This is a genomic window from Halomarinibacterium sedimenti (assembly GCF_019312585.1).
GTDB classification, from domain to species: Bacteria; Bacteroidota; Bacteroidia; order Flavobacteriales; family Flavobacteriaceae; genus Halomarinibacterium; species Halomarinibacterium sedimenti.
Map to the genome: position 1 here is coordinate 98,560 of NZ_JAHWDP010000005.1, position 24,796 is coordinate 123,355.

Annotated in this window: 24 protein-coding genes and 1 pseudogene; 14 read left to right on the top strand and 11 right to left on the bottom strand. The window is 36.5% G+C overall.

The features are described 5' to 3' along the window. Positions 1–11: 11 nt before the first annotated feature. A complete protein-coding gene (locus KXJ69_RS11610) occupies positions 12–455 on the top strand; it encodes a DUF1569 domain-containing protein (protein WP_219053286.1) in 444 nt (147 codons plus the stop codon). Between the two features lie 2 nt (positions 456–457). After that, complete coding sequence (locus tag KXJ69_RS11615; RefSeq protein WP_219053287.1) at positions 458–1,057, top strand: FMN-binding negative transcriptional regulator; 600 nt, start codon at positions 458–460, stop codon at positions 1,055–1,057. 3 nt (positions 1,058–1,060) lie between these two features. Here the strand turns inward: KXJ69_RS11615 and KXJ69_RS11620 are convergent, their stop codons facing one another. The 7 genes and pseudogenes from KXJ69_RS11620 to KXJ69_RS11650 all read right to left on the bottom strand — a co-directional run. Continuing rightward, the gene (locus KXJ69_RS11620; protein WP_219053288.1) at positions 1,061–1,705 is read right to left on the bottom strand and encodes a hypothetical protein; all 645 of its coding nucleotides are present in this window, start codon (positions 1,703–1,705) and stop codon (positions 1,061–1,063) included. An 89-nt stretch (positions 1,706–1,794) separates the two neighbouring features. Continuing rightward, entirely contained in the window at positions 1,795–3,150 is a 1,356-nt protein-coding gene (locus tag KXJ69_RS11625) for a UDP-N-acetylmuramate--L-alanine ligase (RefSeq protein WP_219053289.1), read from the bottom strand. Positions 3,151–3,189: 39 nt separating this feature from the next. Further along, a complete protein-coding gene (locus tag KXJ69_RS11630) occupies positions 3,190–4,143 on the bottom strand; it encodes a tetratricopeptide repeat protein (RefSeq protein ID WP_219053290.1) in 954 nt (317 codons plus the stop codon). A 46-nt stretch (positions 4,144–4,189) separates the two neighbouring features. Then, positions 4,190–4,708, bottom strand: a complete 519-nt coding sequence (locus KXJ69_RS11635; RefSeq protein WP_219053291.1) for a DUF4136 domain-containing protein — start codon at positions 4,706–4,708, stop codon at positions 4,190–4,192. Between the two features lie 55 nt (positions 4,709–4,763). Beyond that, on the bottom strand, positions 4,764–6,149 hold the full coding sequence (locus KXJ69_RS11640; protein WP_219053292.1) for a T9SS type A sorting domain-containing protein: 1,386 nt from the start codon (positions 6,147–6,149) through the stop codon (positions 4,764–4,766). Positions 6,150–6,280: 131 nt separating this feature from the next. Further along, a complete protein-coding gene (obgE, locus tag KXJ69_RS11645; RefSeq protein WP_219053293.1) occupies positions 6,281–7,294 on the bottom strand; it encodes a GTPase ObgE in 1,014 nt (337 codons plus the stop codon). A gap of 42 nt (positions 7,295–7,336) precedes the next feature. Next, positions 7,337–7,909 (bottom strand): annotated as a pseudogene (locus tag KXJ69_RS11650) (adenylate kinase); the annotation flags it as partial. A 94-nt stretch (positions 7,910–8,003) separates the two neighbouring features. Between KXJ69_RS11650 and purK the strand changes: the two are divergent. The 5 genes from purK to KXJ69_RS11675 are packed head-to-tail and all read left to right on the top strand — an operon-like array spanning position 8,004 to position 12,512. Then, positions 8,004–9,161 (top strand): 5-(carboxyamino)imidazole ribonucleotide synthase, encoded by a 1,158-nt coding sequence (gene purK / locus KXJ69_RS11655; RefSeq protein ID WP_219053295.1) that lies wholly within the window; start codon positions 8,004–8,006, stop codon positions 9,159–9,161. Positions 9,162–9,163: 2 nt separating this feature from the next. Continuing rightward, positions 9,164–9,649 (top strand): 5-(carboxyamino)imidazole ribonucleotide mutase, encoded by a 486-nt coding sequence (gene purE, locus KXJ69_RS11660; protein ID WP_219053296.1) that lies wholly within the window; start codon positions 9,164–9,166, stop codon positions 9,647–9,649. Next, complete coding sequence (locus KXJ69_RS11665) at positions 9,649–11,670, top strand: M3 family metallopeptidase (RefSeq protein WP_219053297.1); 2,022 nt, start codon at positions 9,649–9,651, stop codon at positions 11,668–11,670. The genes purE and KXJ69_RS11665 overlap by 1 nt, the downstream gene beginning before the upstream one ends. A 45-nt stretch (positions 11,671–11,715) precedes the next feature. Continuing rightward, positions 11,716–12,270 carry a sigma-70 family RNA polymerase sigma factor gene (locus KXJ69_RS11670; RefSeq protein ID WP_219053386.1) on the top strand — a complete coding sequence of 185 codons (555 nt, stop codon included), beginning with the start codon at positions 11,716–11,718 and terminating at the stop codon, positions 12,268–12,270. Continuing rightward, complete coding sequence (locus KXJ69_RS11675; RefSeq protein WP_219053298.1) at positions 12,270–12,512, top strand: hypothetical protein; 243 nt, start codon at positions 12,270–12,272, stop codon at positions 12,510–12,512. Before KXJ69_RS11670 ends, KXJ69_RS11675 begins: the two co-directional genes overlap by 1 nt. On the opposite strand, the gene KXJ69_RS11680 is transcribed toward KXJ69_RS11675, so the two are convergent. After that, positions 12,494–13,324: a UbiA prenyltransferase family protein gene (locus KXJ69_RS11680; RefSeq protein ID WP_255571331.1), complete on the bottom strand. Its 831-nt coding sequence runs from the start codon at positions 13,322–13,324 to the stop codon at positions 12,494–12,496. The genes KXJ69_RS11675 and KXJ69_RS11680 overlap by 19 nt on opposite strands. Positions 13,325–13,451: 127 nt before the next feature. On the opposite strand from KXJ69_RS11680, the gene gcvP reads away from it, so the two are divergent. From gcvP to KXJ69_RS11715, 7 genes are all read left to right on the top strand, one after another. Further along, a complete protein-coding gene (gene gcvP, locus KXJ69_RS11685; RefSeq protein ID WP_219053299.1) occupies positions 13,452–16,301 on the top strand; it encodes an aminomethyl-transferring glycine dehydrogenase in 2,850 nt (949 codons plus the stop codon). Between the two features lie 172 nt (positions 16,302–16,473). After that, positions 16,474–17,535 (top strand): 3-oxoacyl-ACP synthase III family protein, encoded by a 1,062-nt coding sequence (locus KXJ69_RS11690; RefSeq protein ID WP_219053300.1) that lies wholly within the window; start codon positions 16,474–16,476, stop codon positions 17,533–17,535. A gap of 46 nt (positions 17,536–17,581) precedes the next feature. Continuing rightward, positions 17,582–18,103 (top strand): methyltransferase domain-containing protein, encoded by a 522-nt coding sequence (locus KXJ69_RS11695; protein ID WP_219053301.1) that lies wholly within the window; start codon positions 17,582–17,584, stop codon positions 18,101–18,103. Beyond that, positions 18,103–18,942, top strand: coding sequence for a glycosyltransferase family 2 protein (locus KXJ69_RS11700; RefSeq protein ID WP_219053302.1), 840 nt, complete (start codon positions 18,103–18,105; stop codon positions 18,940–18,942). Before KXJ69_RS11695 ends, KXJ69_RS11700 begins: the two co-directional genes overlap by 1 nt. Positions 18,943–19,004: 62 nt before the next feature. Next, on the top strand, positions 19,005–20,078 hold the full coding sequence (locus KXJ69_RS11705; RefSeq protein ID WP_219053303.1) for an alkaline phosphatase: 1,074 nt from the start codon (positions 19,005–19,007) through the stop codon (positions 20,076–20,078). A gap of 82 nt (positions 20,079–20,160) precedes the next feature. Continuing rightward, on the top strand, positions 20,161–20,898 hold the full coding sequence (locus KXJ69_RS11710) for an MlaE family ABC transporter permease (RefSeq protein WP_219053304.1): 738 nt from the start codon (positions 20,161–20,163) through the stop codon (positions 20,896–20,898). Then, positions 20,898–21,662: an ABC transporter ATP-binding protein gene (locus tag KXJ69_RS11715; protein ID WP_219053305.1), complete on the top strand. Its 765-nt coding sequence runs from the start codon at positions 20,898–20,900 to the stop codon at positions 21,660–21,662. Before KXJ69_RS11710 ends, KXJ69_RS11715 begins: the two co-directional genes overlap by 1 nt. Before the next feature lies 1 nt (position 21,663). On the opposite strand, the gene KXJ69_RS11720 is transcribed toward KXJ69_RS11715, so the two are convergent. Genes KXJ69_RS11720 through KXJ69_RS11730 form a run of 3 tightly spaced genes read right to left on the bottom strand, consistent with a single transcriptional unit; the run spans position 21,664 to position 24,792 of the window. Beyond that, the gene (locus tag KXJ69_RS11720; protein ID WP_219053306.1) at positions 21,664–23,115 is read right to left on the bottom strand and encodes a DUF389 domain-containing protein; all 1,452 of its coding nucleotides are present in this window, start codon (positions 23,113–23,115) and stop codon (positions 21,664–21,666) included. Further along, positions 23,116–24,195 carry a mannose-1-phosphate guanylyltransferase gene (locus KXJ69_RS11725; RefSeq protein ID WP_219053307.1) on the bottom strand — a complete coding sequence of 360 codons (1,080 nt, stop codon included), beginning with the start codon at positions 24,193–24,195 and terminating at the stop codon, positions 23,116–23,118. Next, positions 24,196–24,792, bottom strand: a complete 597-nt coding sequence (locus KXJ69_RS11730) for a SprT-like domain-containing protein (protein WP_219053308.1) — start codon at positions 24,790–24,792, stop codon at positions 24,196–24,198. Between the last annotated feature and the right edge of the window lie 4 nt (positions 24,793–24,796).

The window sequence follows — 24,796 nt, forward strand, 5'->3', positions numbered from 1 at the left end:
AAATTAATACCATGAAAAATCTTTTTGAAGAATCTGTGTATAACGAGATACGAGAAAGACTTAACAACCTCAACGAAAATAGTGAACGACAATGGGGCAAGATGACCCACGGGCAAATGATGCATCATTGTCAAGGCCCATTTAATATTATGTTAGGCAAAAATGACTACGGAATGAAGCCCAATTGGCTTGCTAAAGTGTTTTTTAAAAAATCACTTTACAATGACAAACTTTGGCGTAAAAATTTGCCAACAGCATCATTTTTAAAGGAAACCGAACCGCGTGATTTCCAGGTAGAAAAAAAGAATCTTGAAGGGTTATTAGATGAGTTTAACTCACAAAGAGACCGAGATCATTGGCCAGAGCATCCAGGATTTGGGTATTTTACTAAAGAACAATATGGGCAAATGCAGTACAAGCATCTAGACCATCATTTAAGACAATTTGGTGTTTAAATATGTATCCTCCCCCACATCATCAGTCTAACGACATTCAAAAAATGATTGCTGTTATAAAGCAGTTTCCACTTGGGATGCTGGTTTCGGCAAAAGATGGACAACCCTTTATTACGCATATTCCAATAATCTATAATGAGGCTTCAGGGAAACTGGTAGCACACATTGATAGGCAAAATCCGCAGGTGGAGACTTTGACAAATGGCGCTGAAGTCACTGTAATTTTTAGAGGGCCAGACACGTATATTTCTCCTTCGATATATAGTACTGAACAATTGCCCACTTGGAATTATATTTATGTGCATATCACTGGAAACATTACGCTTATCCACGAGGCTGAAGCTGTGAAACAAACTATGATTGATATGACTCGCTTTTTGGAGGGAGATAAACCAAAATTTAAATTGAAAAAAGACGACCCACGAATGAACCGCCTTTTACCCTATATTCAAGCTTTTACTATTGAAATTACCAATTGGGAAGGAAAATTTAAACTCTCGCAAGACAAAAACCCAACAGATTATGAATTGGCTAAAGCAGAATTAATTAAAAATTCTAAGCCAAGTGATAAAGTGTTTATTGAAGGGATTTATAAAAACTAAATTTTAATCTTCAATAATTGAAAGTGATTTTAAACTAATTTTATACAGTGGGATGGGATTAGTAACTCCTGATAACGTAATGTAGACTAGCCCATTTTCCGGAGCATAATTAATGACATCTCTACTATCTGCCAATTCTCCGTCTGGAAATACAGCATATCTATCGTTTTGAAACGTTTCAAAATTACCTGCGGGCGTTGAAATAAATTCTGGTTCTTCCTTTAAAACTCCGTACACACTTCCCCACTGCGCCGAGTTCACCAAATAATCTTCCAAATTTTCACTTGAGAAGAGATACTTCCCAGTATCATTAATAAGGTATCCTAAGGAATCCCTTTTTAATTCATTATTGCCCAAACAATCTATACAAGGTTGACAAGTATCTGTGCCTGTAGAAGTTGTTTGAAACCTAAAATAGGTATTGTTATTAACTACTTGACTTTCGGTAATTTCCACCTTTAAAAGCATATCAAGTAATTCATACTCTTCAGAAATAGAATTATACCTAGAAACCTCATATTCCCAAGTATTGCCCACAGTGAGTGCATAAAAATTTTCTTCCTCAATATTTTGAGTTGAAGCATCGTCTTTTTTACAGGAAGAAAATAACAGAAAGCTTAGCGAAAAACAAAAAAACAATCTAAACATAATTACAAAATTTGAAGTTAATAAGTAATTGTTTAGTATAGAGTAATTGGATTGGTTAGTCTTTTGAAAACGGAATAATTCTCCCTTTATTATTTAATCAATGTTTTCACCTCATTAAAATCCAACCCCCCATAATTTCCGCTACTCATTAATAGCAAAGAAGAATCTTCAAAATTTTGAGAAAATAAATAGTCTTTAAAACTCTTGGGGTCTGTATAGATAATTAAATCTTCACGTTTAAAAGCACCCTCAATCTGTTCATGCGAAATAGCTTCTAATTTTTTAATTTCAACCGCATGGGGAGAGTAAAATACTACGGCTTCATCGGCTGCATCTAGAGCCCCCTGATATTCGGTTAAAAATTCCGGATTTAAACTGCTGTAAGTATGTAATTCTAAACAAGCTATAAGCTTTCTATCGGGATACTGATTTTTTAAGGCTTCCGTTGTAGCTTTTACTTTACTTGGTGAATGTGCGAAGTCCTTATAGGCAATAGAATTTGGAGTTTCAGCGATTTTTTCCAATCGTTTACTCGCTCCTTTAAAACTAGCGATTGCTTCATAAAAATCCTCTACATCTACGCCCATTAATTGGCAAATCCATCGAGCCCCTTCTAAGTTGTTTAAATTATGCTTTCCAAAGACTTCTATAGGCATGGGGCCTTCGGGAGTTTCCAACAGTGTTTCTCCGTCCACCACTTCATAGTCAGGCGTTTTATAAGGATATTTTTTAATAGTATTTGTAGAGGCTTCCACTACCTTTTTAACCTCTTCATCTTCTTCATTGTAAATAATGGCACCCCCTTCGGTAATTTCATCCAAGAAAATAGAGAACTGTTCTACATAGTTTTCAAACGTTGGAAACACATTAATATGATCCCAAGCAATTCCGCTAAGCAATGCAATATTGGGTTTGTATAAATGAAATTTGGGGCGTCTATCGATGGGAGAAGAAAGGTATTCATCTCCCTCCAACACCATAAAATCATTGGTTTCGGTAAGATGTACCATGGTATCAAAGCCTTCCAATTGGGCTCCCACCATATAATCTACTTCTTTGTTGTGATAGTGCATGACATGCAAAATCATGGAGGTAATGGTGGTTTTTCCGTGAGAACCCCCAATGACTACACGGGTTTTAGTTTTGGATTGTTCGTATAGAAATTCGGGATAACTATAAATAGTGATGCCCAATTCTTTTGCTTTTAATAATTCGGGATTATCTGCTTTTGCGTGCATTCCTAAAATAACGGCATCCAATGTTGAAGTAACTTTTTCAGGAAACCAGCCATAGTCTTGAGGCAATAAACCTTTGGCTGCTAATCGACCTTTGGAAGGTTCAAAAATCTCATCATCACTTCCTGTAACTTGATACCCTTTATTATGGAGAGCCAAAGCCAAGTTGTGCATTGCACTACCTCCAATGGCTATAAAATGTACTTTCATAAATGTATTTGAAATAGAAATGTAAAGATAGGAAGTAGCTTATAAAGCTTCTATCAATTTCTTTTCTTTTTGAGCTTCTTCAAAACTAGGCCTTACAGAAATTGCCTTATCTATCCATTGAAGCGCCGTGTTTTTTTGACCTAAATTCTTATAAATTTGAGCCAAACGATAATACGCCCAATCTTTAGGCACCCCATCCTTTGCCGAATGATTTTTAATATACGCATGTAGACAATTAATCCCTAATTCCGCATCTAGATTATACTGAGCAGCGATTTTACCAATTTGATAATTTAATTGATTACGCTGATGGATTCTAAGGGATTTTGAAGCCGTTTCAATAGCTTCCTTTGGTTGATTGTTACTTTCGTAAAGATTGGTCAATTTTTCATAGGTATGAGGCGACCCTCCTACTTCAATCGCTTTTTTATAGAATTTTTCGGCATCATCAGGTCTTTCAGAATACTCGGCAATATACCCGTTAGCCAAATAACCATCAACAGGTGAAATCTTACTTAATTCGTTGGCATATGTAATCGCCTTTTTTTCACTTCCACCAATAATTCCTGGCAATTGGATGTAATACTCAACCAACGCCCAGCGTACCTCTATATGATTGGGGTCTAGTTTAGCAGCTGTTTCAAAATGATCTCTTATATCACCTACATAACCCAGTGCACGAATTCTGCTGATTTCTAACGCTTTCATCCCCAGAGCGCCGCCATATTTAAAATGAAAATTAGCATTGCTATCATCGCTTTCCAAAAGGGTTTCGTAGTACTCTATAGCCGTATCCCAGTCCTTTGCATAACCAGCGATATCTCCTAAGTATTCAATAGTTTTTAAATCGTTAGGATTTCCTTTTAAATGCTGAATAAACAAAGGTTTTGCTTTACCGAATTCTTCTTTCTTAAAATAGGATTCAGCCCGCTCAAAGGTGTTTTGAGCAAATAGTCCTAGCGGAAACAAAAGAAAGATAAAAAACTTATTCATAGTATAGATTCGGGATTCAAATTTAGTAAACTTTCATTTGAGATCGTTATTTTGAAGCGGGCGGATATTTTTTTAGAATTTTTTGAATTATGGCTTCATAATATCGCTCTTTTTGCAAAGGGGTTGATTTCTCTTTGTATCGACCATCCAAAATGCCTTGCCAAACCAATGCATCATTATTAACATCTATTAAATCTAACGTAAATTGCTGTTCAATTTCTCTTCCGCCAATGGGGATTCCACCACTTACTCCAATGCCTACATTTCCACCTCCACCACCAATTCCTATCCCCAAGGTATTACGGGAGTTTGTGACGAATTCCTTTACAAAAAAGTTCACCAGAAGTTGTGGATTTTTAGACTTTTGAAATCCTTTTTGAGCCATTAAACTATCAATAGCAAACATAATTCGTTTATCATCCAGATCGTTTAGCCCAGATTCAATAGTAGGATAAAAATTATAGCTCGAAAATGAGGTAAAATTGGTTTGATCATCGAAATCAACGGCAACAGTACTGCCACACGAAACGAGTATAGGTATTAGCAAAAAGAATAGATACTTCATACTTGCAATGTTACTAATATATACTGAAAAAAGTGTCCTTTGGATTTTGCTTTGACTAATTTTTAACAACTTTCTTACTTAAAGTTCCTTGACTTGTAGCAACTTCAACTAAGTATACCCCAGATGCGAAATCTGAAAAATCGACCACGCTTTGATTGGTTTCAGATAGCTTTTGGCCTAACATACTATAGATTGTAACCGAATGCAGTTCTAATTCATGGGTAAAATGTAATTGAAGCGTTTCTGAAACAGGATTAGGATATAAAAATACAGCATTTGAAATAGTCACATCTTCACTTCCTAACAGACACTCCTTTTGGATTTCTTCAACAGAACTGCACCCCACTGCGTTATCATTTATAATTTTGGCAATAGAACCATCATTAACCACAGCGCACATAAAGTCGGTTGTACAAACCGAGAGACTCGTATTATAACTCATCACTACTTCTGCAATCTCGCTTGTAGAAACACCATCTAGGGCTTCAATATTTACTAACGCAGGATTATTAAGTAGATGAAGTGTTTGATCGATTTCCTGAAGAGTTTCAAAACCAGCTAATGATTGCAAACTATTGTTTTGGTAAATATCCAAATTACCAGCGTACAGTAGATTAGAAAATATGGATAAATCGGTTAATTGATCCATTAATCCAATTCGTAATGTACCTCCTACAATTTGTATGTTTTCAAGTCCAGAAAGATTTGATAAATTTGGACAACCTAGTAGGTATAAATCTTGCAAAATATTAATCTCACTAAAGACAGATATATCTTGGATAGCAGAATTATTAAGAATATAAAGTGAGCCATTAATATCCTCTAAACCATCTAACTCATTGAAATCTTCCAACTGTAAATTTGAAAGAACCAAGTCCCCATCGATGGTTTGTAAATTTTCTAAACCCGAAAGTGATATTAATTCATTCCCTCCTCCTATATTTAAATCTTTGAGGGATGTGATAAAATTAAAAGCAGACAGATCACTTAAATTGTTATTATAAAATATGCTAAGATTCTCAATAAAATTGAGATTAGGCATTCCCGAAACATCTATAATGCCATTATTAATAAATAATTCAAGAAATGCAATAGATTGAGCAGCAGATAATCCTTCTAAGTTTTGAATATTGTGATTCCCCCAAATGGAAAGATGCGCTGCAGTTTCTAAATTATGTAACCCTGTAAAATCTGTAATTTCAGTATTATGAACATAAATATCATTGGCATTGATAATTCCAGACAACCCATTTAAATTGGTTATTGAATTATTTACTCCATTTATTCGTAGTTCCTCAGTAAGGACTGAACAATTAGGGTAATTGGAAGCAAAATTGTCAATCTCTTCTTGTGTTTCAATTAAAATAGGCGTTGTAGGACACTGTGCTAGACTATTAAATACTATTAAAATACTAGCAATTAAAAATAGTTTTGTCTTCATAGCAATTAGTTTTGCTACAAGATAAAAAATAAAACAAGTGAAATAACGTAACCTACTGAAAATTATATAAATGAAGAGATATTATTGCTCTTGCTTTTCAAAATTCAACATCTCCCATCCTTCGACGCCGCTCAGGAACCATTTTCCTTATTGAGCATTTTCCACAAAACATCTTTTAATTCTTGAAGTCCTTGCTGCGCCACAGACGAAATGAACAAATACGGAATACCTTTAAATTCTTTATCCAACTCTTGCTTCATTTCTACTTTTAGTTCCGCATCCAGCATATCACTTTTTGAAATAGCAACAAGTCGGTCCTTATCAAGCAATTCTGGATTGTATCGACGCAATTCGTCCAGTAATATATCATACTGCTCTCGAATGTCTTTTGCATCGGCAGGAATTAAAAACAGCAGGGTAGAATTACGTTCAATATGTCGTAAGAAGTAGTGACCTAATCCTTTTCCTTCGGCTGCACCTTCAATAATTCCAGGGATATCAGCCATGACAAAGGTTTGAAAATCGCGATGGGTGACAATGCCTAAATTAGGCTTTAGCGTAGTAAATTCATAATCGGCTATTTTGGGATTTGCGGCTGAAACGACAGAAAGTAAGGTAGATTTTCCGGCATTAGGAAATCCAACCAAACCAACATCTGCCAACACTTTCATCTCAAGTGTGATGTTGTATTCTTCCCCTTCTAATCCTGGCTGAGCATATCGCGGAGTTTGATTTGTAGACGTTTTGAAATGAGCATTCCCCATACCCCCTTTTCCACCTTGAGCGATAATTAATTCTTCACCATCTTCGGTAAGTTCCTTATAGGTTTCGCCCGTATCTGTATTTTTAATGACCGTACCTAAGGGTACTTCAATATACACATCGGCACCATCGGCACCTGTACTCGTTTGTTTCCCTCCAGCACCACCTCCTTCGGCTTTAAAATGTCGCTTAAATTTTAAATGGTATAAGGTCCAAAGGTTTTTGTTGGCTTTCACAATAATATGACCTCCACGACCTCCATCACCCCCATCGGGACCTCCTTTAGGGATGTATTTTTCCCTTCTAAGGTGTCTACTCCCTTGCCCGCCTTTTCCAGAAGACACGTGAATTTTTACATAATCAACAAAATTTCCTTCGGTCATAACATCCCCCTTTATCCCCCTTGAAAGGGGGAATTATACTGTTTATAATTTATCTATTACCTTACTTAAACGCTCTGTAATTTCTTCAATACTTCCCACACCATCTACCCCAAAATACTTATTTTGTTTTTGGTAATAGCCCTTCAAAATATCTGTTTTTCGGTAGTACTCCGCAATACGCTCTCTTATTACTTCCTCGTTGGCATCATCGGCACGACCGCTTACTTTTCCGCGTTCCAAAAGACGCCCCACCAAAACTTCATCATCTACTTCCAATGCCACCATCGCATTTATCTGGCTGTCTTTTTCTTCCATTAAATTTGACAATGCTTCGGCCTGAGCTTCAGTCCTCGGAAAGCCATCAAAAATAAATCCGTTGGCTTTTGCATTTTTTTCCACTTCGGCTTTTAGCATATTAATGGTTACTTCATCAGGCACCAAATGTCCTTTGTCCATATACGATTTTGCCAAGGTCCCTAAGTCGGTATTGTTTTTAATGTTATATCGAAACACATCCCCTGTAGAAATGTGAACTAATTGGTATTTTTCCTTTAAAAACTCGGCTTGGGTACCTTTTCCTGCCCCTGGAGGGCCAAATAAAACGATGTTTTTCATCTGTTTGAGATTCTTACTAAATAATATTTTAAAAAATTTCCACATATTGCGGGTGCAAAGATACCCAATTCAAAGAAGATTGTACCTTTGTGGCATGGTAAATTATTTTTCTTCTGATTTCACCCTCGGAATTTTAGGCGGCGGCCAATTAGGAAAAATGCTGCTCTACGAAACCCGTAAATTCGATATTAAAACTCATGTTCTTGACCCCAGTGCCGAAGCGCCATGCCGTATCGCTTGCGATGTCTTTCAGCAAGGTAATTTAATGGATTTTGACACCGTGTACAAATTCGGAAAAAAAGTAGATGTGATCACGTTTGAAATTGAAGGCGTGAATGTGGATGCACTAGAAAAGTTAGAAGCTGAAGGGAAAAAAGTATATCCTTCTGCAAAAACCCTTAGGAATATTCAAGACAAGGGGGTACAGAAGCAGTTTTACAAAAACCATCGAATTCCAACCTCCCCTTTCAAAATATTTGAAAGTAAAGACAAGCTTAACGAAGCCATCGTTCGTAAAGAATTGCATTTCCCCTTTGTTTGGAAAAGCTGTACGGGTGGTTACGACGGAAAAGGTGTTTCCATTGTTAGAACAGCTGAAGACGTCATTCCACTGTCTGAAGGTGCTTGCATTGCTGAAAAATTGATCCCTTTTAAAAATGAATTAGCGGTTATTGTAGCGAGAACTCCATCTGGTAACGTTACCACCTATCCTGTGGTGGAAATGGAATTCCATCCTGAAGCCAATCAAGTAGAATATGTGATTTGCCCAGCCAGAATTAATGATAGTGTGGCCGAAAAAGCACGTGCCGTGGCCGAAAAAGTTTCCAAAGCTTTTGAACATGTGGGGTTATTGGCTGTGGAAATGTTTCAGACAGAAGATGATGAAATTCTCGTAAATGAAGTAGCTCCAAGGCCTCACAATAGTGGTCATTATAGCATTGAGGCAAGTTTTACCAACCAATTTGAACAACATGTACGAGCTATTTTGGATTTACCTTTAGGGAATACCAATAGTAAGGTTGGCGGAATTATGGTAAATTTGGTAGGCGCCGAAGGACACAACGGTGAAGTGGTGTATGAAAATATTGAAAAAATATTGGCGATGGAAGGTGTCACCCCTCATATTTACGGAAAGAAAGAAACACGACCCTTCCGAAAAATGGGGCATGTGACCATTGTTAATAAAGACATTTCGGAAGCTAGAAAAATAGCCGAAGAAGTAAAAAATACAATTCAAGTAATAAGTAAATAATTATGAGTAAAGTAGGAATCATTATGGGAAGCACAAGCGACCTGCCCGTTATGCAGGAAGCTATCGATATTTTAAAAGGATTTGATATTGAAGTGGAAGTGGATATTGTTTCGGCTCATCGCACTCCTGATAAGCTTTTTGACTACGGAAAGAATGCTCACACGCGAGGTATATCTGTGATCATCGCTGGGGCTGGCGGTGCCGCCCATCTTCCTGGCATGGTGGCTTCTCTTTCTCCATTACCTGTGATTGGCGTACCTGTAAAATCAAGCAATTCTATAGATGGGTGGGATAGCGTTTTAAGCATCTTACAGATGCCTGGTGGCGTCCCTGTTGCCACCGTAGCACTTAATGGCGCTAAAAACGCGGGCATTCTTGCTGCTCAAATTATTGGCTCTAATGACAAGTGCGTTCTCGACAAAATTGTAGCCTATAAAGAGGGCTTAAAATTAAAAGTAGAAGAAGGCGCAAAAAATTTAAAAAAATAATGAACAACCCCTTATTAGTACCTTTTGATACAGCCCCCTTTTCAAAAATAAAAAATGAACATTTCCTCCCCGCAATTACTGACTTAATTACGAAAACTAAAGAGGAAATTAATAGAATAACTTCCAATGCCGAAAAACCTACATTTCAAAATACAGTAGTGGCATTAGAAAGAACAGGCGTACAACTGGACCGAGTGACCAGTATTTTTTTCAATTTGAATAGCGCCGAAACGGATGATGAAATTCAGAAAATAGCACAAGAGGTTTCTCCTTTACTTTCAGAATTTAAAAATGATTTATTACTGAACGAAGCCCTTTTTAAAAGAGTAAAAGCAGTATTCGACACAAAAGAGAGTCTTGCGTTGAATCCTGAACAGCACATGCTCTTGGAAAAGCAATACAAAGGTTTCGCCAGAAATGGTGCCAATCTTTCCGAAGAAAAAAAAGCAACCCTTCGAAAAATTGACACCGAATTATCAAAGCTCTCGCTCACATTTGGCGAAAATGTATTGGCCGAAACAAATGCTTTCGAAATGCACCTCACCAAGGAAGAAGATCTTGCAGGATTACCAGAAGGTGCCATTGAAGCAGCTGCGCAAACGGCTTCAGAAAAAGGAAAAGACGGCTGGGTAATAACCCTTGACTATCCTAGTTATATTCCATTTATGAAATATGCCGAAAACAGGGAGCTTCGTAAAAAATTATCTTTGGCATTTGGCGCAAGAGCCTTTCAGAAAAATAAATTCAATAACGAATTAAACGTGCTCGAAATTGTTAATCTTCGTTATCAAAGAGCGCAGTTATTGGGGTATGATTCCCACGCACATTTTGTGCTTGAAGAGCGTATGGCAGAAACACCACAAAAAGTAATTTCATTTCTAAACGAATTACTTGAAAAAGCAAAACCAGCTGCTCAAAAGGAATTTGACGAATTGGATGCCTATGCAAAGCAATTGGACGGTATTGACCGTCTGGAAAAATGGGATAGTGCCTATTACGCCGAAAAATTAAAGCAAGAACGATTTAATCTCGATGACGAAAAACTAAAACCCTATTTCCCATTACAACAAGTGATTGATGGGGTTTTTAGGGTTGCTACAAGATTATTTGGACTTCAATTTAAAGAAGTTGAAACCATTGACAAATACCATCAGGATGTAAAAACTTACGAAGTGTTGGACGCAGAAGGCGAATTGGTTTCTATTTTTTATGCCGATTTCCACCCACGTCCAGGAAAGCGTGATGGGGCTTGGATGACAAGTTTTAAACCGCAACAAATTAAGGATGGTAAAAACGACCGCCCTCATGTTTCCATTGTATGTAATTTTACCAAACCTACTTCAAAAAAACCCTCTTTACTTACATTTAATGAAGTGACTACGCTATTTCACGAATTTGGTCATGCGCTTCACGGAATGCTAGCCAATACAACCTATGCAGGCCTTTCGGGAACCAATGTGTATTGGGATTTTGTAGAATTGCCCAGCCAGGTGTTGGAAAATTGGTGCTACGAAAAGGAAACATTGGAGCTTTTTGCCATGCATTTTGAAACCCATGAGGTAATCCCAATGGAGTTGGTTGAAAAGATTAAAGAATCGGCTACGTTTCACGAAGGTATGCAAACCCTTAGACAAATAAGTTTTGGAATACTGGATATGGCATGGCATGGTGGAAATCCTTCAAAAATTGCTTCCGTAAAAGAATTCGAAGAAAAGGCTTTTGAAAATACAAAGCTTTACCCCGACACACCAGAAACCTGTATGAGTACTTCTTTTTCACATATTTTTCAAGGGGGATATTCGGCAGGATATTACAGTTATAAATGGGCAGAAGTATTGGATGCCGATGCATTTGAGTATTTCAAGCAAGAAGGAATTTTCAATAAAAAAGTGGCTACCAAGTTTAAGGAGTTTGTGCTTTCACAAGGCGGGACACAAGACCCTATGGAATTATACGTAAAATTCCGTGGACAAAAACCCAATCCAGAGGCATTGTTAAAAAGAGCGGGGTTGATTAAATAAGGGACTTGTAAATACTATGACAAACTTTCCTATTTTTACATGGCTATGAGTAAGGTGATGTTACATCCAGAAACATGGGTAGATCGATATTCGGACTACCTCTATAATTACACTATTGTAAGGGTGAATGACCATGAGGTGGCTCAGGATATTATTTCAGACACTTTTTTGGCTGGATTAAAGTCGAAAGATAATTTTAAAGGAGAGGCCACCGAAAGAACCTGGTTAATCTCTATTCTTAAAAGGAAAATTATAGATCATTACCGAAAAATTAATAGCAATAAAGGAAAAGCCGAGGTTCGTATAAACTACAACGACACTGATAACGAGGGTGATTGGCTTGAAGAACAAGTGGAGGATTTTTCAGAAATGAATGCACAAGAATCGATGGAAAATGAAGAATTAGGGTTGGCCATTTTAGGATGTCTAGAATCAATCAACGAAAAGCAAGCTGAGATTTTTAAATTAAAAACTATAGATGGGGTTGATACGGAAACCATCTGTAATGAATATAATATCACACCGTCTAACCTTTGGGTTATCATTCACCGTGCAAGAAAAGCATTGGCAGATTGCCTAGAATCTAATTGGTTTAAGTAATGAAGTTTAAAAACCCTTGTGAAAAAGCAAATCATATTTGTGATAAATCACAATACAACGAAGCTTCCTTTTGGGAAAAAGTAAGGCTGAATTTACACCTTATTTATTGTAAGTTTTGTAGAGAATATTCTGCTAATAACCAGAAACTTACAAAATCGATTAAAGACTCCAAAATAAAAACACTTTGCAATGAAGACAAAGGTGCTATTAAAGAGAAACTCTATCAAGAAATGAAAAAGTAATTCTTCAGAATCATCAAAAAACAAGCCCAATAAATAGGAATTCCCTCCACCCAAAATGAAGTATATATAGCAGGTTGATTTTTTCTAGATAACTTCACAAAAATTCCAGTTATCATTAACATCACAGTTAAACTAAATAAGAATTCGCTACTAATATCGTCTTTAAATCCTTCTAGTAGTAATATAAGGGCAAGTAAAAAATATCCTAATTTTTTTGATTTTTGAATCCCGAACTTTTGGGGCAAAGTGCCTAAGGAAACACTATCATATTGCAAATCGCGTATTTCAAATGGGATAATGAGCACCAAGACCCATAAAAACCGTTGTAAAAAGGAAATCCAAATATCTGCACTAAAGGTAGGCTCAAAATGTACCCAAGGCAGTAAAACAGTTACACCCGCCCAAACAAGCGCTACAATAAATACTTTAAGTCCATACAAGTTTCGTAAATTCTTTTGATTATAAAAAGGAACCACATACAAGAGTGTTAGAACTCCCAGAATGGTACTTGTAACAATCACAGGTTTTGATACTTGAAAAAGGTAAAAAAGAAAAAAACCAAAACTCAATAAGGAAAATAATTGAATGAGTTTTAAATTTTTTGCTAAGCTTCTGTGGTGCAAGCCTGCAATTCCCGCATATTTAACAAAATTATAACCCGTAATTGTAGCAAAAAAAATAAAGCCTAAAAGTGATTTTTCAAGAGCAAAATTAAATTCATACAAAGTGGCTAAAGTAAATGCTAAAACTGCCAATGAAACATGAATACTACTATCCAAATAAAAATTAAAAATGCTTTTTACAGGCTTCATAAAACAAAAATAGCCAAAGTGTTAGTAAGTCTCCATTTTGGTTGAAAAATAATGTGTTTTCAAAAAGTTAAAAGCTATTTAAAATAGTTTAAAATCGTAATTTTGACAAAATTTTAATTCACATTAAATGAACACCGATTCTTTTGCATTAAGACACATTGGACCTAGAAGAAATGACCTTCCAGAAATGCTCAAAACTATTGGAGCTTCCAGTATGGAACAACTTGTTAATGAAACTATTCCAAGCGATATTCGTTTAAAGGAAGACTTGTCATTAGCTCCTGCCCTGAGCGAACAAGAATTTCTAGAACACATCAATGATTTAGCAGCAAAGAATTTGGTTTTTAAAACATACATTGGCCTAGGATATCACCAAGCCAATATTCCAGCGGTAATTCAAAGAAATATTTTAGAAAATCCAGGTTGGTATACGGCATATACTCCTTATCAAGCGGAAATTGCACAAGGTAGACTCGAAGCTTTGCTTAATTATCAAACAATGGTCACCGACCTTACGGGTATGGAATTAGCAAATGCTTCCTTACTTGATGAAGCAACCGCTGCGGCCGAGGCGATGGCACTTTTATTTGCCACACGAGATAGAGATCAAAAGAAAAATGAAGTGGTAAAGTTTTTTGTTTCTGAAGAAATACTTCCTCAAAACTTATCACTTTTACAAACCAGATCAAACCCACTTGGAATAGAAATTGTGGTTGGGAACCATGAAGCTTTTGATTTTTCTTCAGACTTTTTTGGTGTATTACTTCAATATCCGGGAAAAAGCGGAACCGTTTACAACTTTAAAGCTTTTGTTAACCAAGCGAAAGAGTCAAACATAAAAGTAGCATTTGCAGCCGATATTTTAAGCTTGGTCATGTTAGAATCGCCTGGGAATTTTGGAGCCGATGTCGTTGTGGGAACAACCCAACGTTTTGGTATTCCTTTGGGTTATGGAGGCCCTCACGCGGCCTTTTTTGCCACCAAAGAAGAGTACAAAAGATTTATTCCTGGACGAATTATTGGAGTTACCAAAGACACCAATGGTAACCGTGCTTTACGCATGGCATTACAAACTCGAGAACAACACATTAAGCGTGATAAAGCCACCTCCAATATTTGTACAGCCCAAGTTTTACTGGCTGTAATGGCAGGGATGTATGCAGTTTATCATGGCCCTGAAGGGCTAAAGCATATAGCCAAAAAAGTACATCATGCAGCTGTGGCACTTTCTGAAGGTTTAAAAGCTCTTGGTTATGAACTCACTAACGATATGTTTTTTGACACTGTTGCTGTAAAGGCTGATATGACGAAGGTGAAGGCTATTTCAGAACAAAAAAATATCAACTTCTATTATCCTGAAGAGAAATTGGTGTCGATTTCTTTAAATGAAACCATTAATGTAAAAGACTTAAATAATATACTTTCGGTATTTAGTGAGTTAAAAGGCTTAGACCCCATTGTACTTTCCGAAATCAAAGAAGGCAATGCAATACCAAAAGATGTTGCTCGTAAAACCGAATTTCTTCAGCAAGAAGTATTTAATCGCTATCATAGTGAAACCGAATTAATGCGCTACATAAAAAAGTTGGAACGTAAGGATCTGGCATTGAACCATTCCATGATCTCATTAGGTTCTTGTACTATGAAGCTTAACGCTGCTGCAGAAATGCTTCCGTTAAGCGATCCTAATTGGGGAAATATACATCCTTTTGCACCATTGTATCAAGCCGAAGGATACCAAATCATGCTTCGAAATCTTGAAAATCAGCTTACTGAAATTACAGGATTTGCAGGCACTTCCTTACAACCCAATTCTGGTGCACAAGGAGAGTATGCAGGTCTCATGGTAATTAGGGCATATCACGAATCGCGTGGGGACCACAATCGTACTATTTGTTTAATTCCTTCTTCAGCACATGGAACCAACCCAGCAAGTGCCGTTATGGCGGGCATGCAGGTGGTTGTGACAAAAGCTACCGAAGACGGTAATATTGATGTGGACGATCTTCGCCAAAAAGCAGAAGAACACAAAGAAAACCTTTCTTGTTTAATGGTAACGTATCCATCTACTCACGGGGTTTATGAAAGTGCGATTAAAGAAATAACCAGTATCATACACGAAAATGGTGGGCAAGTGTATATGGACGGAGCCAATATGAACGCCCAAGTCGCTTTAACAAATCCTGGCGCTATTGGAGCCGATGTTTGTCACTTAAACCTACATAAGACCTTTGCCATCCCACATGGAGGAGGAGGCCCAGGCGTGGGGCCTATTTGTGTTGCGAAGCAATTGGTTCCTTTCTTGCCAACCAATCCAATCATCAAAACAGGAGGAGACAAAGCCATTACGGCCATATCGGCCGCCCCATGGGGAAGTGCATTGGCTTGTCTTATTTCGTACGGATACATTTGTATGCTTGGAGAAAATGGATTGAAAAAATCAACACAATACGCCATTTTAAATGCAAATTATATAAAAGAAAGACTTCACGGATATTACGAAACCCTTTACACCGGTGAAAAAGGTCGTGCCGCCCACGAAATGATTTTGGACTGTCGTCCGTTTAAAGAACACGGCATCGAGGTAACCGATATAGCAAAACGCTTAATGGACTATGGTTTTCATGCACCAACAGTGTCCTTTCCTGTTGCAGGAACCATTATGGTGGAGCCAACCGAAAGCGAAAGTAAAGAAGAGTTAGATCGCTTTTGTGATGCTATGATATCAATTCGTAAAGAAATAGATTTGGCAGATAAAGACAATCCAAATAACCCTTTGAAAAATGCTCCACATACGCAAGCGATGCTAACTGCCGACGACTGGGATTTTCCTTATTCGAGACAGCAAGCTGCTTTCCCGTTGGAGTATGTTTCAGAAAATAAATTTTGGCCATCTGTACGTAGAGTAGATGATGCCTATGGAGATCGAAACCTTATTTGTACATGTACTCCCATTGAGGAGTTTATGGAGGCGTAAGCTACTTTTTTTGAAAAACATTGCTGTTTTATTAATTAAGAGGCCTTATAAATGTGAATTTTTCAATTTTGAATCATTATTTTATGAATCCTGCAAAAGAATTAGGTTTCAATTTAAAAACTTCGGTAAGTATATTCGTTTTACCTACCTTTATTTAAAATATTAATGTCATATGAAGTGTGTTATAACAGGAACAGGAAGCTACATCCCCAGCAAAGTAGCAACCAATGAAGGATTTGAACAACATAGTTTTTATAATGAAGACGGTTCTCCTTTATCTCACGAAAATACCGTCATTATTGAAAAATTTAAAGCCATAACTGGCATTTCAGAAAGACGATATATTGACAATAAATTAGTGACCTCAGAAATTGCAGCCTTCGCTTCAGAAAAAGCAATTAAGGATGCAAATCTTGATCGAGAAACGCTGGATTACATTATAGTAGCGCATAATTACGGCGATGTGAAGCATGGAACCCATCAAAGTGATACGGTTCCTAGTTTGGGCTCTCGAGTGAAACATTTGCTTAAAATTAAAAACCCAAATTGTGTTGCTTACGATGTCCTTTTTGGATGTCCTGGCTGGGTAGAAGGCGTTATCCAAGCCTATGCTTTTATGAATGCAGGAATGGCAAAAAAATGCCTTATTATTGGAGCCGAGGCACTTTCTAGAGTAGTGGATCAACACGACAGAGACTCTATGATTTATAGTGATGGTGCTGGCGCAGTCGTTCTAGAGGCTTCAAATGATTCAAACAGTGGGATTATTGCGCATCAATCTGCCACTTTTGCTTATGATGAAGCACATTTTATTTATTTTGGAGAGTCTTATAATCAAGAGCTTAGTGATGCTCGTAAGTACATTAAAATGTATGGCAGAAAAATATACGAGTTTGCTATTACTCATGTTCCAAATGCTATGAAAGAATGTCTTGATAAAGCTAATATCCCAATAGAAGAAGTAAAGAAAATATTCATCCATCAAGCCAACGAAAAAATGGATGAAGCCATTATAAAACGCTTGTACAAACTTTATGGTAAAGAAGCCCCTCACGATGTTATGCCTATGACTATTGATAAATTGGGAAATTCTAGTGTAGCTACTGTTCCCACCGTGTATGATTTGGTGCTTAATGGGCAGCTAGAAGGACATCATGTTAGCCAAGGAGATATTGTTCTATTTGCAAGTGTTGGCGCAGGAATGAACATTAATGCTATTGTGTATCGAGTTTAACTTGGTTTAAGTAAAAAGTTACCTCACCTTAAGCGGGGCAATAAATATGTACGAAGGAAAGTACCCAAAGAAGCGTTACAAACACACCTTAAAATTTTTAAAAAACTGCATCTCAACCGAGGATAAAATTTTGGATTTAGGTGTAGAGAATCCTTTTTCTGAAATTTTAAAAACAGAAGGATTTCAAGTTACCAATACCAAAGGTGAAGATTTAGACATACAAACCGAAGCTGTAAAAACAACAGAATATGATGTAGTAACAGCTTTTGAAATTTTTGAACATCTGGTTTCTCCCTTTAATGTAATTCAGGATATAAAAGCAAAAAAGCTAGTAGCTTCTGTACCGCTAAAGCTTTGGTTTGCTTCTGCCTATCGAAGCAAAACCGACGAGCGAGACAGACACTACCACGAGTTTGAAGATTGGCAATTTGATTGGTTACTTGAAAAAGCGGGTTGGAAAATTAAAAAACGTGAAAAGTTTACCAATCCAGTGAAAAAAGTGGGCATTCGTCCCATTTTAAGAAGGTTTACCCCACGCTATTATTTAGTATATGCAGAGAGAAAATAATGAATTTTTACATTATTATACCCGCACATAATGAGGAGGCCTTTTTGGCCCAAACTCTTCAATCTCTTACTACTCAAACACTATTGCCAAAAAAAATTGTTGTTATTAATGACCATTCCACCGATGGAACACAACTTATAATTGACAGGTTTTCTGAAAAATTTCCTTTCATTACTTCAATTACAAATACTTCCGAAGAAAAACATCAACCAGGTTCAAAAGTCATTAAAGCCTTTTACAAAGGACTTGAATTGATTGATGAAAGCTATGATATTCTCTGTAAGTTTGATGCAGACCTTATTTTTCCAAATACCTACCTCGAAAGAATTTCTGAAATTTTTCAAAACAATTCTACATGTGGCTTGGCTGGTGGATTTTGTTACATCGAAAAAGATGGAGAATGGGTTTTAGAAAATTTAACAAATAAAGACCATATCCGTGGAGCATTAAAAGCCTATAGAAAGCAATGCTTCCAAGACATTGGCGGTCTTAAAGAATCAATGGGCTGGGATACTGTGGATGAACTTTTAGCCCAATATCAAGGTTGGGAAATTAAAACGGATGAATCCCTACACGTAAAGCATTTAAAACCAACTGGTGCCACCTACTCAAAAACTTCAAAATACAAACAAGGAGAGGCTTTTAAAAAAATGCGATATGGCTTCCTTCTTACTCTAATCGCAACTACAAAACTGGCTTTTAAAAAACGAAGTTTAACTTTCTATTTTTATACTATAACAGGCTTTTTAAAAGCAAAAAATGAATTCATTGTTACGAAAAAAGAAGGAAAATTCATTAGAAAGTTACGATGGAGAAATATTAAGAAAAAGTTATTTTAATAACTTCTTTCTTTTTAAAAATTGTGAATGCTTATTTTTGCATTTCAAACCTATTTATGAAAATGAAACCCCACTATTTAGTTATTCTTTGCTTGGTATTTTCCTCCATTTCTATTGATTTAATTGCTCAAACGTCCAGTCAGCCCAAAAAAGTGAAAAACATCATTTTTGTTGAAGGAGATGGGACGGGTTTAAGTCAAGTTTCGGCAGCTCAATATTTTAAAGATGGTCCCTCCAATTATGATCGATTTCCCGTCATTGGACTTATTAAAACATCTGCTTCTAGTGATTTAGTAACCGACTCCGCTGCATCTGCCACTGCTTTTGCTTCAGGTAAGAAAACGTATAATGGCGCTATTGGTGTTACACCAGATTCTATTCCTATTCCCACCCTTATAGAAATTGTTTCAAAAAAAGGATGGCAAACGGGAATTGTGGTAACCTCAACCATTACACACGCCACTCCTGCTTGTTTTTATGCCCATGTGGATGATAGAAATAAACACGAAGAAATTGCCAGTTTTTTACCTGTTTCTGATGTAGACTTTTTTGCGGGAGCTGGGCTCAAATATTTTAATAAGAGAAAAGACGGAAAAAATCTACTTAAAACATTTGAAGAAAATGGATTCATCATCGAAACAGAGTCATTAAGGGATTTTGAAAGTGCAGAAAAACTTGGGTTTTTACTTGCTCCAACAAGCATGCCAACCATGTTGGAAGGGCGTGGAAATTTTCTACAAGAAGCGTCAAAATTGGCACTAAAAAGATTAACCAATACCAATGGTTTTTTCTTAATGGTTGAAGGCTCTCAAGTAGATTGGGGAGGCCATGATAATGATGCAGACTATTTAATAGCCGAGTTGATTGATTTAGATAATACCTTAGGAGACATATTGGATTTTGCTGAGGCTGATGGCGAAACCTTGGTTGTTGTTACTGGGGATCACGAAACGGGAGGATTTACACTCGCGGCGAAAGATGGGGACTACAATACCATTGTGCCTACTTTTTCCACCAAAAATCATTCTGCTACAATGGTTCCGGTTTTTGCTTTTGGTCCAGGTGCCGAAAATTTTGGTGGTATTTATGAAAATACCGAGATTTTTCATAAAATAATGGCGTTACTTTCAGAATAAGGTGGTGTTCTATGGAAACACTGCTCTAATTTTTTTACTTTAGCTATTCATTGTTCAGCTTAAAAACAAACAAGTAAATTACATGAAATACCTTGCTGATATTGGTTCTTATTTTATAATGCTAAAGCAGGTATTTAGCCGCCCTACCAAGGGTTCTGTTCTTAGAGAGCTTATTTTAAAAGAAATAGACGAGTTGGTTATTGACTCTTTAGGCATCGTTATTTTTATCTCTTTCTTTGTGGGAGGGGTTGTTGCCATACAAACGGCATTAAATATTAGCAACCCGCTTATTCCTGATTACTTGGTTGGATTTGCCACTAGACAGTCCATTATTTTAGAATTTGCGCCAACATTTATGTCTATAATTATGGCAGGAAAAATGGGGTCTTTTATAACTTCTAGTATAGGATCTATGCGCGTGACAGAGCAAATTGATGCGCTAGAAGTAATGGGAATAAATCCATTGAACTATTTAGTTTTTCCAAAAATTATTGCCTTATTATTATATCCATTCGTCATCGCCATTTCTATGTTTTTAGGAATTCTAGGAGGTTGGGTTGCAGGTGTCTATGGGGGTTTTAGCACCTCTGATGCATTTATACGTGGATTACAGGAAGATTTTATCTCCTTTCACATTGTCTATGCATTTATAAAAACTTTTGCTTTTGCATTTATTTTAGCTACAGTGCCTTCATGGCAGGGATTTTTCATGAAAGGTGGCGCCCTTGAAGTAGGAAAGGCCAGTACTAATTCGTTTGTGTGGACAAGCGTCCTTATTATCCTAACCAATTATATAATCACTTCTTTACTTCTAAGCTAATGATTCGAGTAGAAAATTTACATAAAAGTTTTGGAGATGAAGAAATTTTAAAAGGAATTACCACCACTTTTGAAAAAGGGAAAACCAATTTAATTATTGGTCAAAGCGGAAGTGGTAAAACGGTCTTTTTAAAATGCCTTTTGGGGCTTTTTGATGCTGAAAAAGGAGAAATTTATTATGGCGAAAAGGCCATAAATGATATGGATGACGATGAAAAAAAGGAATTGAGAGAACATATGGGAATGGTTTTTCAGGGAGGCGCTCTGTTTGATTCCATGACTGTGGAAGAAAATGTCATGTTTCCGCTGCGTATGTTTACAAAAAAGAAAAAGGATGAAATGCTACATCGGGTAAATGAGGTTCTAGATAGAGTGAACTTGGTAAATGCTAATAAAAAATATCCTTCAGAAATTTCTGGAGGAATGCAAAAAAGAGTTGCTATTGCACGTGCTATAGTAAACTATCCTAGATTTCTATTTTGCGATGAGCCCAATTCTGGATTGGATCCAAAAACAGCAATTCTAATTGATAATTTAATTCAGGAAATTACAAGAGAATATGATATTACCACGGTAGTTAACACCCATGATATGAATAGTGTGATGGAGATAGGAGAAAAAATTATTTTCCTTCAAAAAGGAACACTGGCATGGCAAGGAGATAACTCTCAAATATTTAAAACCGATAACAAAGATGTTACCGATTTTGTGTACTCTTCTGACTTATTCAAAAAAATAAGAGATATCCAGAATTTAGAAGACTAGGTTATTTTACTACCAAAGTATCTAAGTTAAGTTTGTATTTTAACCAATTATTCAGTTTCTTTTTTTCACTTTCAATAGTTGTTCTATTGGCAGATTCCTTCCATTCGGCTTGAAAAGTTCTTAGCGTATCTATCTTTTCAAAATTTGAATACAAAGTTGAAGAATAGCTTAAAGCTTTCAAATTATCATAATTAATCTTTGCCTCGTCACAAATGGTTTTAAAGGGTATTTGCTCTTTTTCTAGTTTGCTCAATTTTGCGACTTCCTTCTCTAAAAACTCTATCTTTTGTGCTTTTGAAGTAATATCTATGGAGTCGCGCGAGCGAAGTTCGGCTAAATAACGCATTTCATTTTCAAGATCGTTTTCTCCCGCATCTTGATTGAGCAGCAAATCTGTATTGCTTAAAGCCGAATAATCTTTCATTCTACTTCGTAATACATCCATGGTAGTGGACTCTATCTGTTGATTCCCAAAGGAGGTAATTTCTATAGTAGATTTATCATCTGGGTTATAATGATACGTTGCGTACTTTTTTATGTAGGAAGCATTTGGTAGCGCGCTTAATTCATTTTCAATAAATTTACTTGCATCATTTTTAAAACTAGTTTCTTTTAGAACCTGATAAAATGTCCATGCTGGAAAAATCATTACAATTAATGCAACTACCGAGGCAAATCGAGCAATACGCTTTCTTCTCATCGAGTTGGCATACTTTAGCATTGGGAATCTCAATACCTTCAAGGTAATAAAAGTCGCCAACGCTATAAATATAGTATTGATAATAAATAAATAAAAGGCACCTCCAGCAAATCCTAAACCTCTAGAATTTCCTATAGCAGCTTCTGCCAAACCGTACCCAACAGTACATAAAGGTGGCATAAGTGCTGTTGCTATCGCAACTCCAAAGATTACGCTTGCAATTGTCCCTTTTTTAGTTCTAGCGATAATCAATGCTAAACCACCAAAAAAAGCAATAAGCACATCACGTATATCTGGCTGGGTACGCGCTAATAATTCTGAAGATTCTTCACGAAGTGGAAATGTCCAAAAAAACAGAAACGCTGTAAAAACACTCAGTACAATCATAACCCCAAAGTTGATAAGCGATTTTTTAAGGGTATCTATATCGTTTATTGCAATTGAAAGACCAATACCTAAAATTGGCCCCATTAGAGGAGAAATAAGCATCGCTCCAATTACAACTGCCGTAGAGTTAGCATTTAATCCAACCGAGGCAACAAAGATTGAACAGATAAGAATCCAAGCAGTAGCTCCTTTAAAAGGAATATCTTTTATAATAGCTTCAATAGTATTTTCTCTATCCGTATCCCCTCGGAAATCAAGCAAATCGAGTAAAAATATTTTTAAACGACTCAATAGCCCTTTGGCGTCCTGCTGCAAAGCTCTCCTATTGTCTTCAGTCTTCTGTTCGCTGTTTTGTGTATTTTCCATCTAGGTAAATTTTTCTCCAAATGTATGAGATATTTCCATTAATAAATTCTTAATATTTTGCTCTTTTCCTTTAGGATAAATAAGCAATACATTTTCTTTATCAACTACTATAAAATCTGACAATCCTTCAATGACTACCAATTTCTCTGAAGTTGTAAATATCATATTCTCACCCGCATTTTTTAGATGTGTTACGGCACGAACCGTAGCATTATTCTTTGAATCCTTATCCAATTTATCATGTAAAGCTCCCCAGGTGCCTAAATCATTCCAATCAAAACTAGCTTTTTTCACAAATACGTTATTTGCTTTTTCCATGATTCCGTAATCGATGGAAATATTTTCGGCGTTGGCATATTGTGTATTTATAAAGCCCTTTTCTGAAGAAGTATTCAACGTCTCCATCCCATCGGCAAAAAGTGAATACATTGTTGGCATATGTTCCTGAAATGCCTTTACTATACTCTTTACACTCCATAAAAAAATACCTGCATTCCAAAGAAAATTTCCTTCAGCAATAAAATGCCTAGCAGTTTCATAATCTGGTTTTTCACGGAATTGTTTCACAGGTTTTATTACCTCCTTTGTTTCTTTATCGCTTTCAATATAACCATATCCTGTGTTTGGAAATGTTGGTTGAATTCCCAATGTCATCAATAAGTCTTTTTCTGCACAGGCCTTAAAGCACAATTCCACATCATTTTTAAAAGCCCCTTCATCTTCAATCCAGTGGTCACTTGGTGCCACCAGCATGAGTGCTTCAGGGTTTTCTTTATAAATTTTTAAAGCTGAAAGTAAAATACAAGGAGCTGTGTTACGCATAGCGGGTTCTAATACCACTTGCTCTTTTGTAATTTGTGGCAACTGTTCCAAACATAGGTCCAAATACCGTTCATTTGTTAAAACCTGAATATTTTCTGAAGGAACTATTTTTTGCAATCTACTAAACGTTTTTTGAAGCAAACTTTGCCCTGTCCCGAGCATATCGTGAAATTGCTTAGGGAATTGAGTTGTACTCACAGGCCAAAAACGGGAGCCTATACCCCCTGCCATAATTACTGCGTAATAATTGTTCTTCATTTATATTAAATATTCTACTTCGGCATTAGGGTTAAAAAGATATAATCTTCCTGTTGCAACTTCGAGACATTCATATCGTTTCACTCTTTTATTCCCTCGTTTGAAAATTTTCCCATTATATAACCTAAAAGTCCCGCCGTAGGGTATTTCAAAGATATAGTTTTTATCGTTGTCAGGGTCATACTGCTTTAAAGCCAAAGCTAATTTAGCATCGGTATCACTGCTGGCCTTCGGATTTTTAAAATGAAGCGCAATTAATGGCAATAAGGTATTGGGGAAAATTTCGGGATGAATAAAAGGTAGCATCAATTGCTGAAAGGTAAGTTTCCACTCCTTTCCATGAGGCTTAATAAACCTACCAAATTTTGTAAAAGCCGCAAGATGGGCAATTTCATGAACTAGGGTAATTAAAAACTTGTACTTGTTTAGATTGGCATTTACCGTAATTTGATGGGTACCGTCTGGCATTTTCCGATAATCTCCATGTCTTGTAGCGCGTTCATTTACAATTTTTAAATGCACTCCATGCGCTTTTATCATTTCAAAAACTGAGGGGATTGCTGCTTCAGGAATATATTTTGAAAGTGTTTCTTGCACTAGC

Excerpts from the sequence above, each read along its gene's own strand:
- KXJ69_RS11610 (WP_219053286.1), top strand. The coding sequence starts at position 12 with ATGAAAAATCTTTTTGAAGAATCTGTGTATAACGAGATACGAGAAAGA.
- KXJ69_RS11615 (WP_219053287.1), top strand. The coding sequence starts at position 458 with ATGTATCCTCCCCCACATCATCAGTCTAACGACATTCAAAAAATGATT.
- KXJ69_RS11620 (WP_219053288.1), bottom strand. The coding sequence starts at position 1,705 with ATGTTTAGATTGTTTTTTTGTTTTTCGCTAAGCTTTCTGTTATTTTCT.
- KXJ69_RS11625 (WP_219053289.1), bottom strand. The coding sequence starts at position 3,150 with ATGAAAGTACATTTTATAGCCATTGGAGGTAGTGCAATGCACAACTTG.
- KXJ69_RS11630 (WP_219053290.1), bottom strand. The coding sequence starts at position 4,143 with ATGAATAAGTTTTTTATCTTTCTTTTGTTTCCGCTAGGACTATTTGCT.
- KXJ69_RS11635 (WP_219053291.1), bottom strand. The coding sequence starts at position 4,708 with ATGAAGTATCTATTCTTTTTGCTAATACCTATACTCGTTTCGTGTGGC.
- KXJ69_RS11640 (WP_219053292.1), bottom strand. The coding sequence starts at position 6,149 with ATGAAGACAAAACTATTTTTAATTGCTAGTATTTTAATAGTATTTAAT.
- obgE (WP_219053293.1), bottom strand. The coding sequence starts at position 7,294 with ATGACCGAAGGAAATTTTGTTGATTATGTAAAAATTCACGTGTCTTCT.
- purK (WP_219053295.1), top strand. The coding sequence starts at position 8,004 with ATGGTAAATTATTTTTCTTCTGATTTCACCCTCGGAATTTTAGGCGGC.
- purE (WP_219053296.1), top strand. The coding sequence starts at position 9,164 with ATGAGTAAAGTAGGAATCATTATGGGAAGCACAAGCGACCTGCCCGTT.
- KXJ69_RS11665 (WP_219053297.1), top strand. The coding sequence starts at position 9,649 with ATGAACAACCCCTTATTAGTACCTTTTGATACAGCCCCCTTTTCAAAA.
- KXJ69_RS11670 (WP_219053386.1), top strand. The coding sequence starts at position 11,716 with ATGAGTAAGGTGATGTTACATCCAGAAACATGGGTAGATCGATATTCG.
- KXJ69_RS11675 (WP_219053298.1), top strand. The coding sequence starts at position 12,270 with ATGAAGTTTAAAAACCCTTGTGAAAAAGCAAATCATATTTGTGATAAA.
- KXJ69_RS11680 (WP_255571331.1), bottom strand. The coding sequence starts at position 13,324 with ATGAAGCCTGTAAAAAGCATTTTTAATTTTTATTTGGATAGTAGTATT.
- gcvP (WP_219053299.1), top strand. The coding sequence starts at position 13,452 with ATGAACACCGATTCTTTTGCATTAAGACACATTGGACCTAGAAGAAAT.
- KXJ69_RS11690 (WP_219053300.1), top strand. The coding sequence starts at position 16,474 with ATGAAGTGTGTTATAACAGGAACAGGAAGCTACATCCCCAGCAAAGTA.
- KXJ69_RS11695 (WP_219053301.1), top strand. The coding sequence starts at position 17,582 with ATGTACGAAGGAAAGTACCCAAAGAAGCGTTACAAACACACCTTAAAA.
- KXJ69_RS11700 (WP_219053302.1), top strand. The coding sequence starts at position 18,103 with ATGAATTTTTACATTATTATACCCGCACATAATGAGGAGGCCTTTTTG.
- KXJ69_RS11705 (WP_219053303.1), top strand. The coding sequence starts at position 19,005 with ATGAAACCCCACTATTTAGTTATTCTTTGCTTGGTATTTTCCTCCATT.
- KXJ69_RS11710 (WP_219053304.1), top strand. The coding sequence starts at position 20,161 with ATGAAATACCTTGCTGATATTGGTTCTTATTTTATAATGCTAAAGCAG.
- KXJ69_RS11715 (WP_219053305.1), top strand. The coding sequence starts at position 20,898 with ATGATTCGAGTAGAAAATTTACATAAAAGTTTTGGAGATGAAGAAATT.
- KXJ69_RS11720 (WP_219053306.1), bottom strand. The coding sequence starts at position 23,115 with ATGGAAAATACACAAAACAGCGAACAGAAGACTGAAGACAATAGGAGA.
- KXJ69_RS11725 (WP_219053307.1), bottom strand. The coding sequence starts at position 24,195 with ATGAAGAACAATTATTACGCAGTAATTATGGCAGGGGGTATAGGCTCC.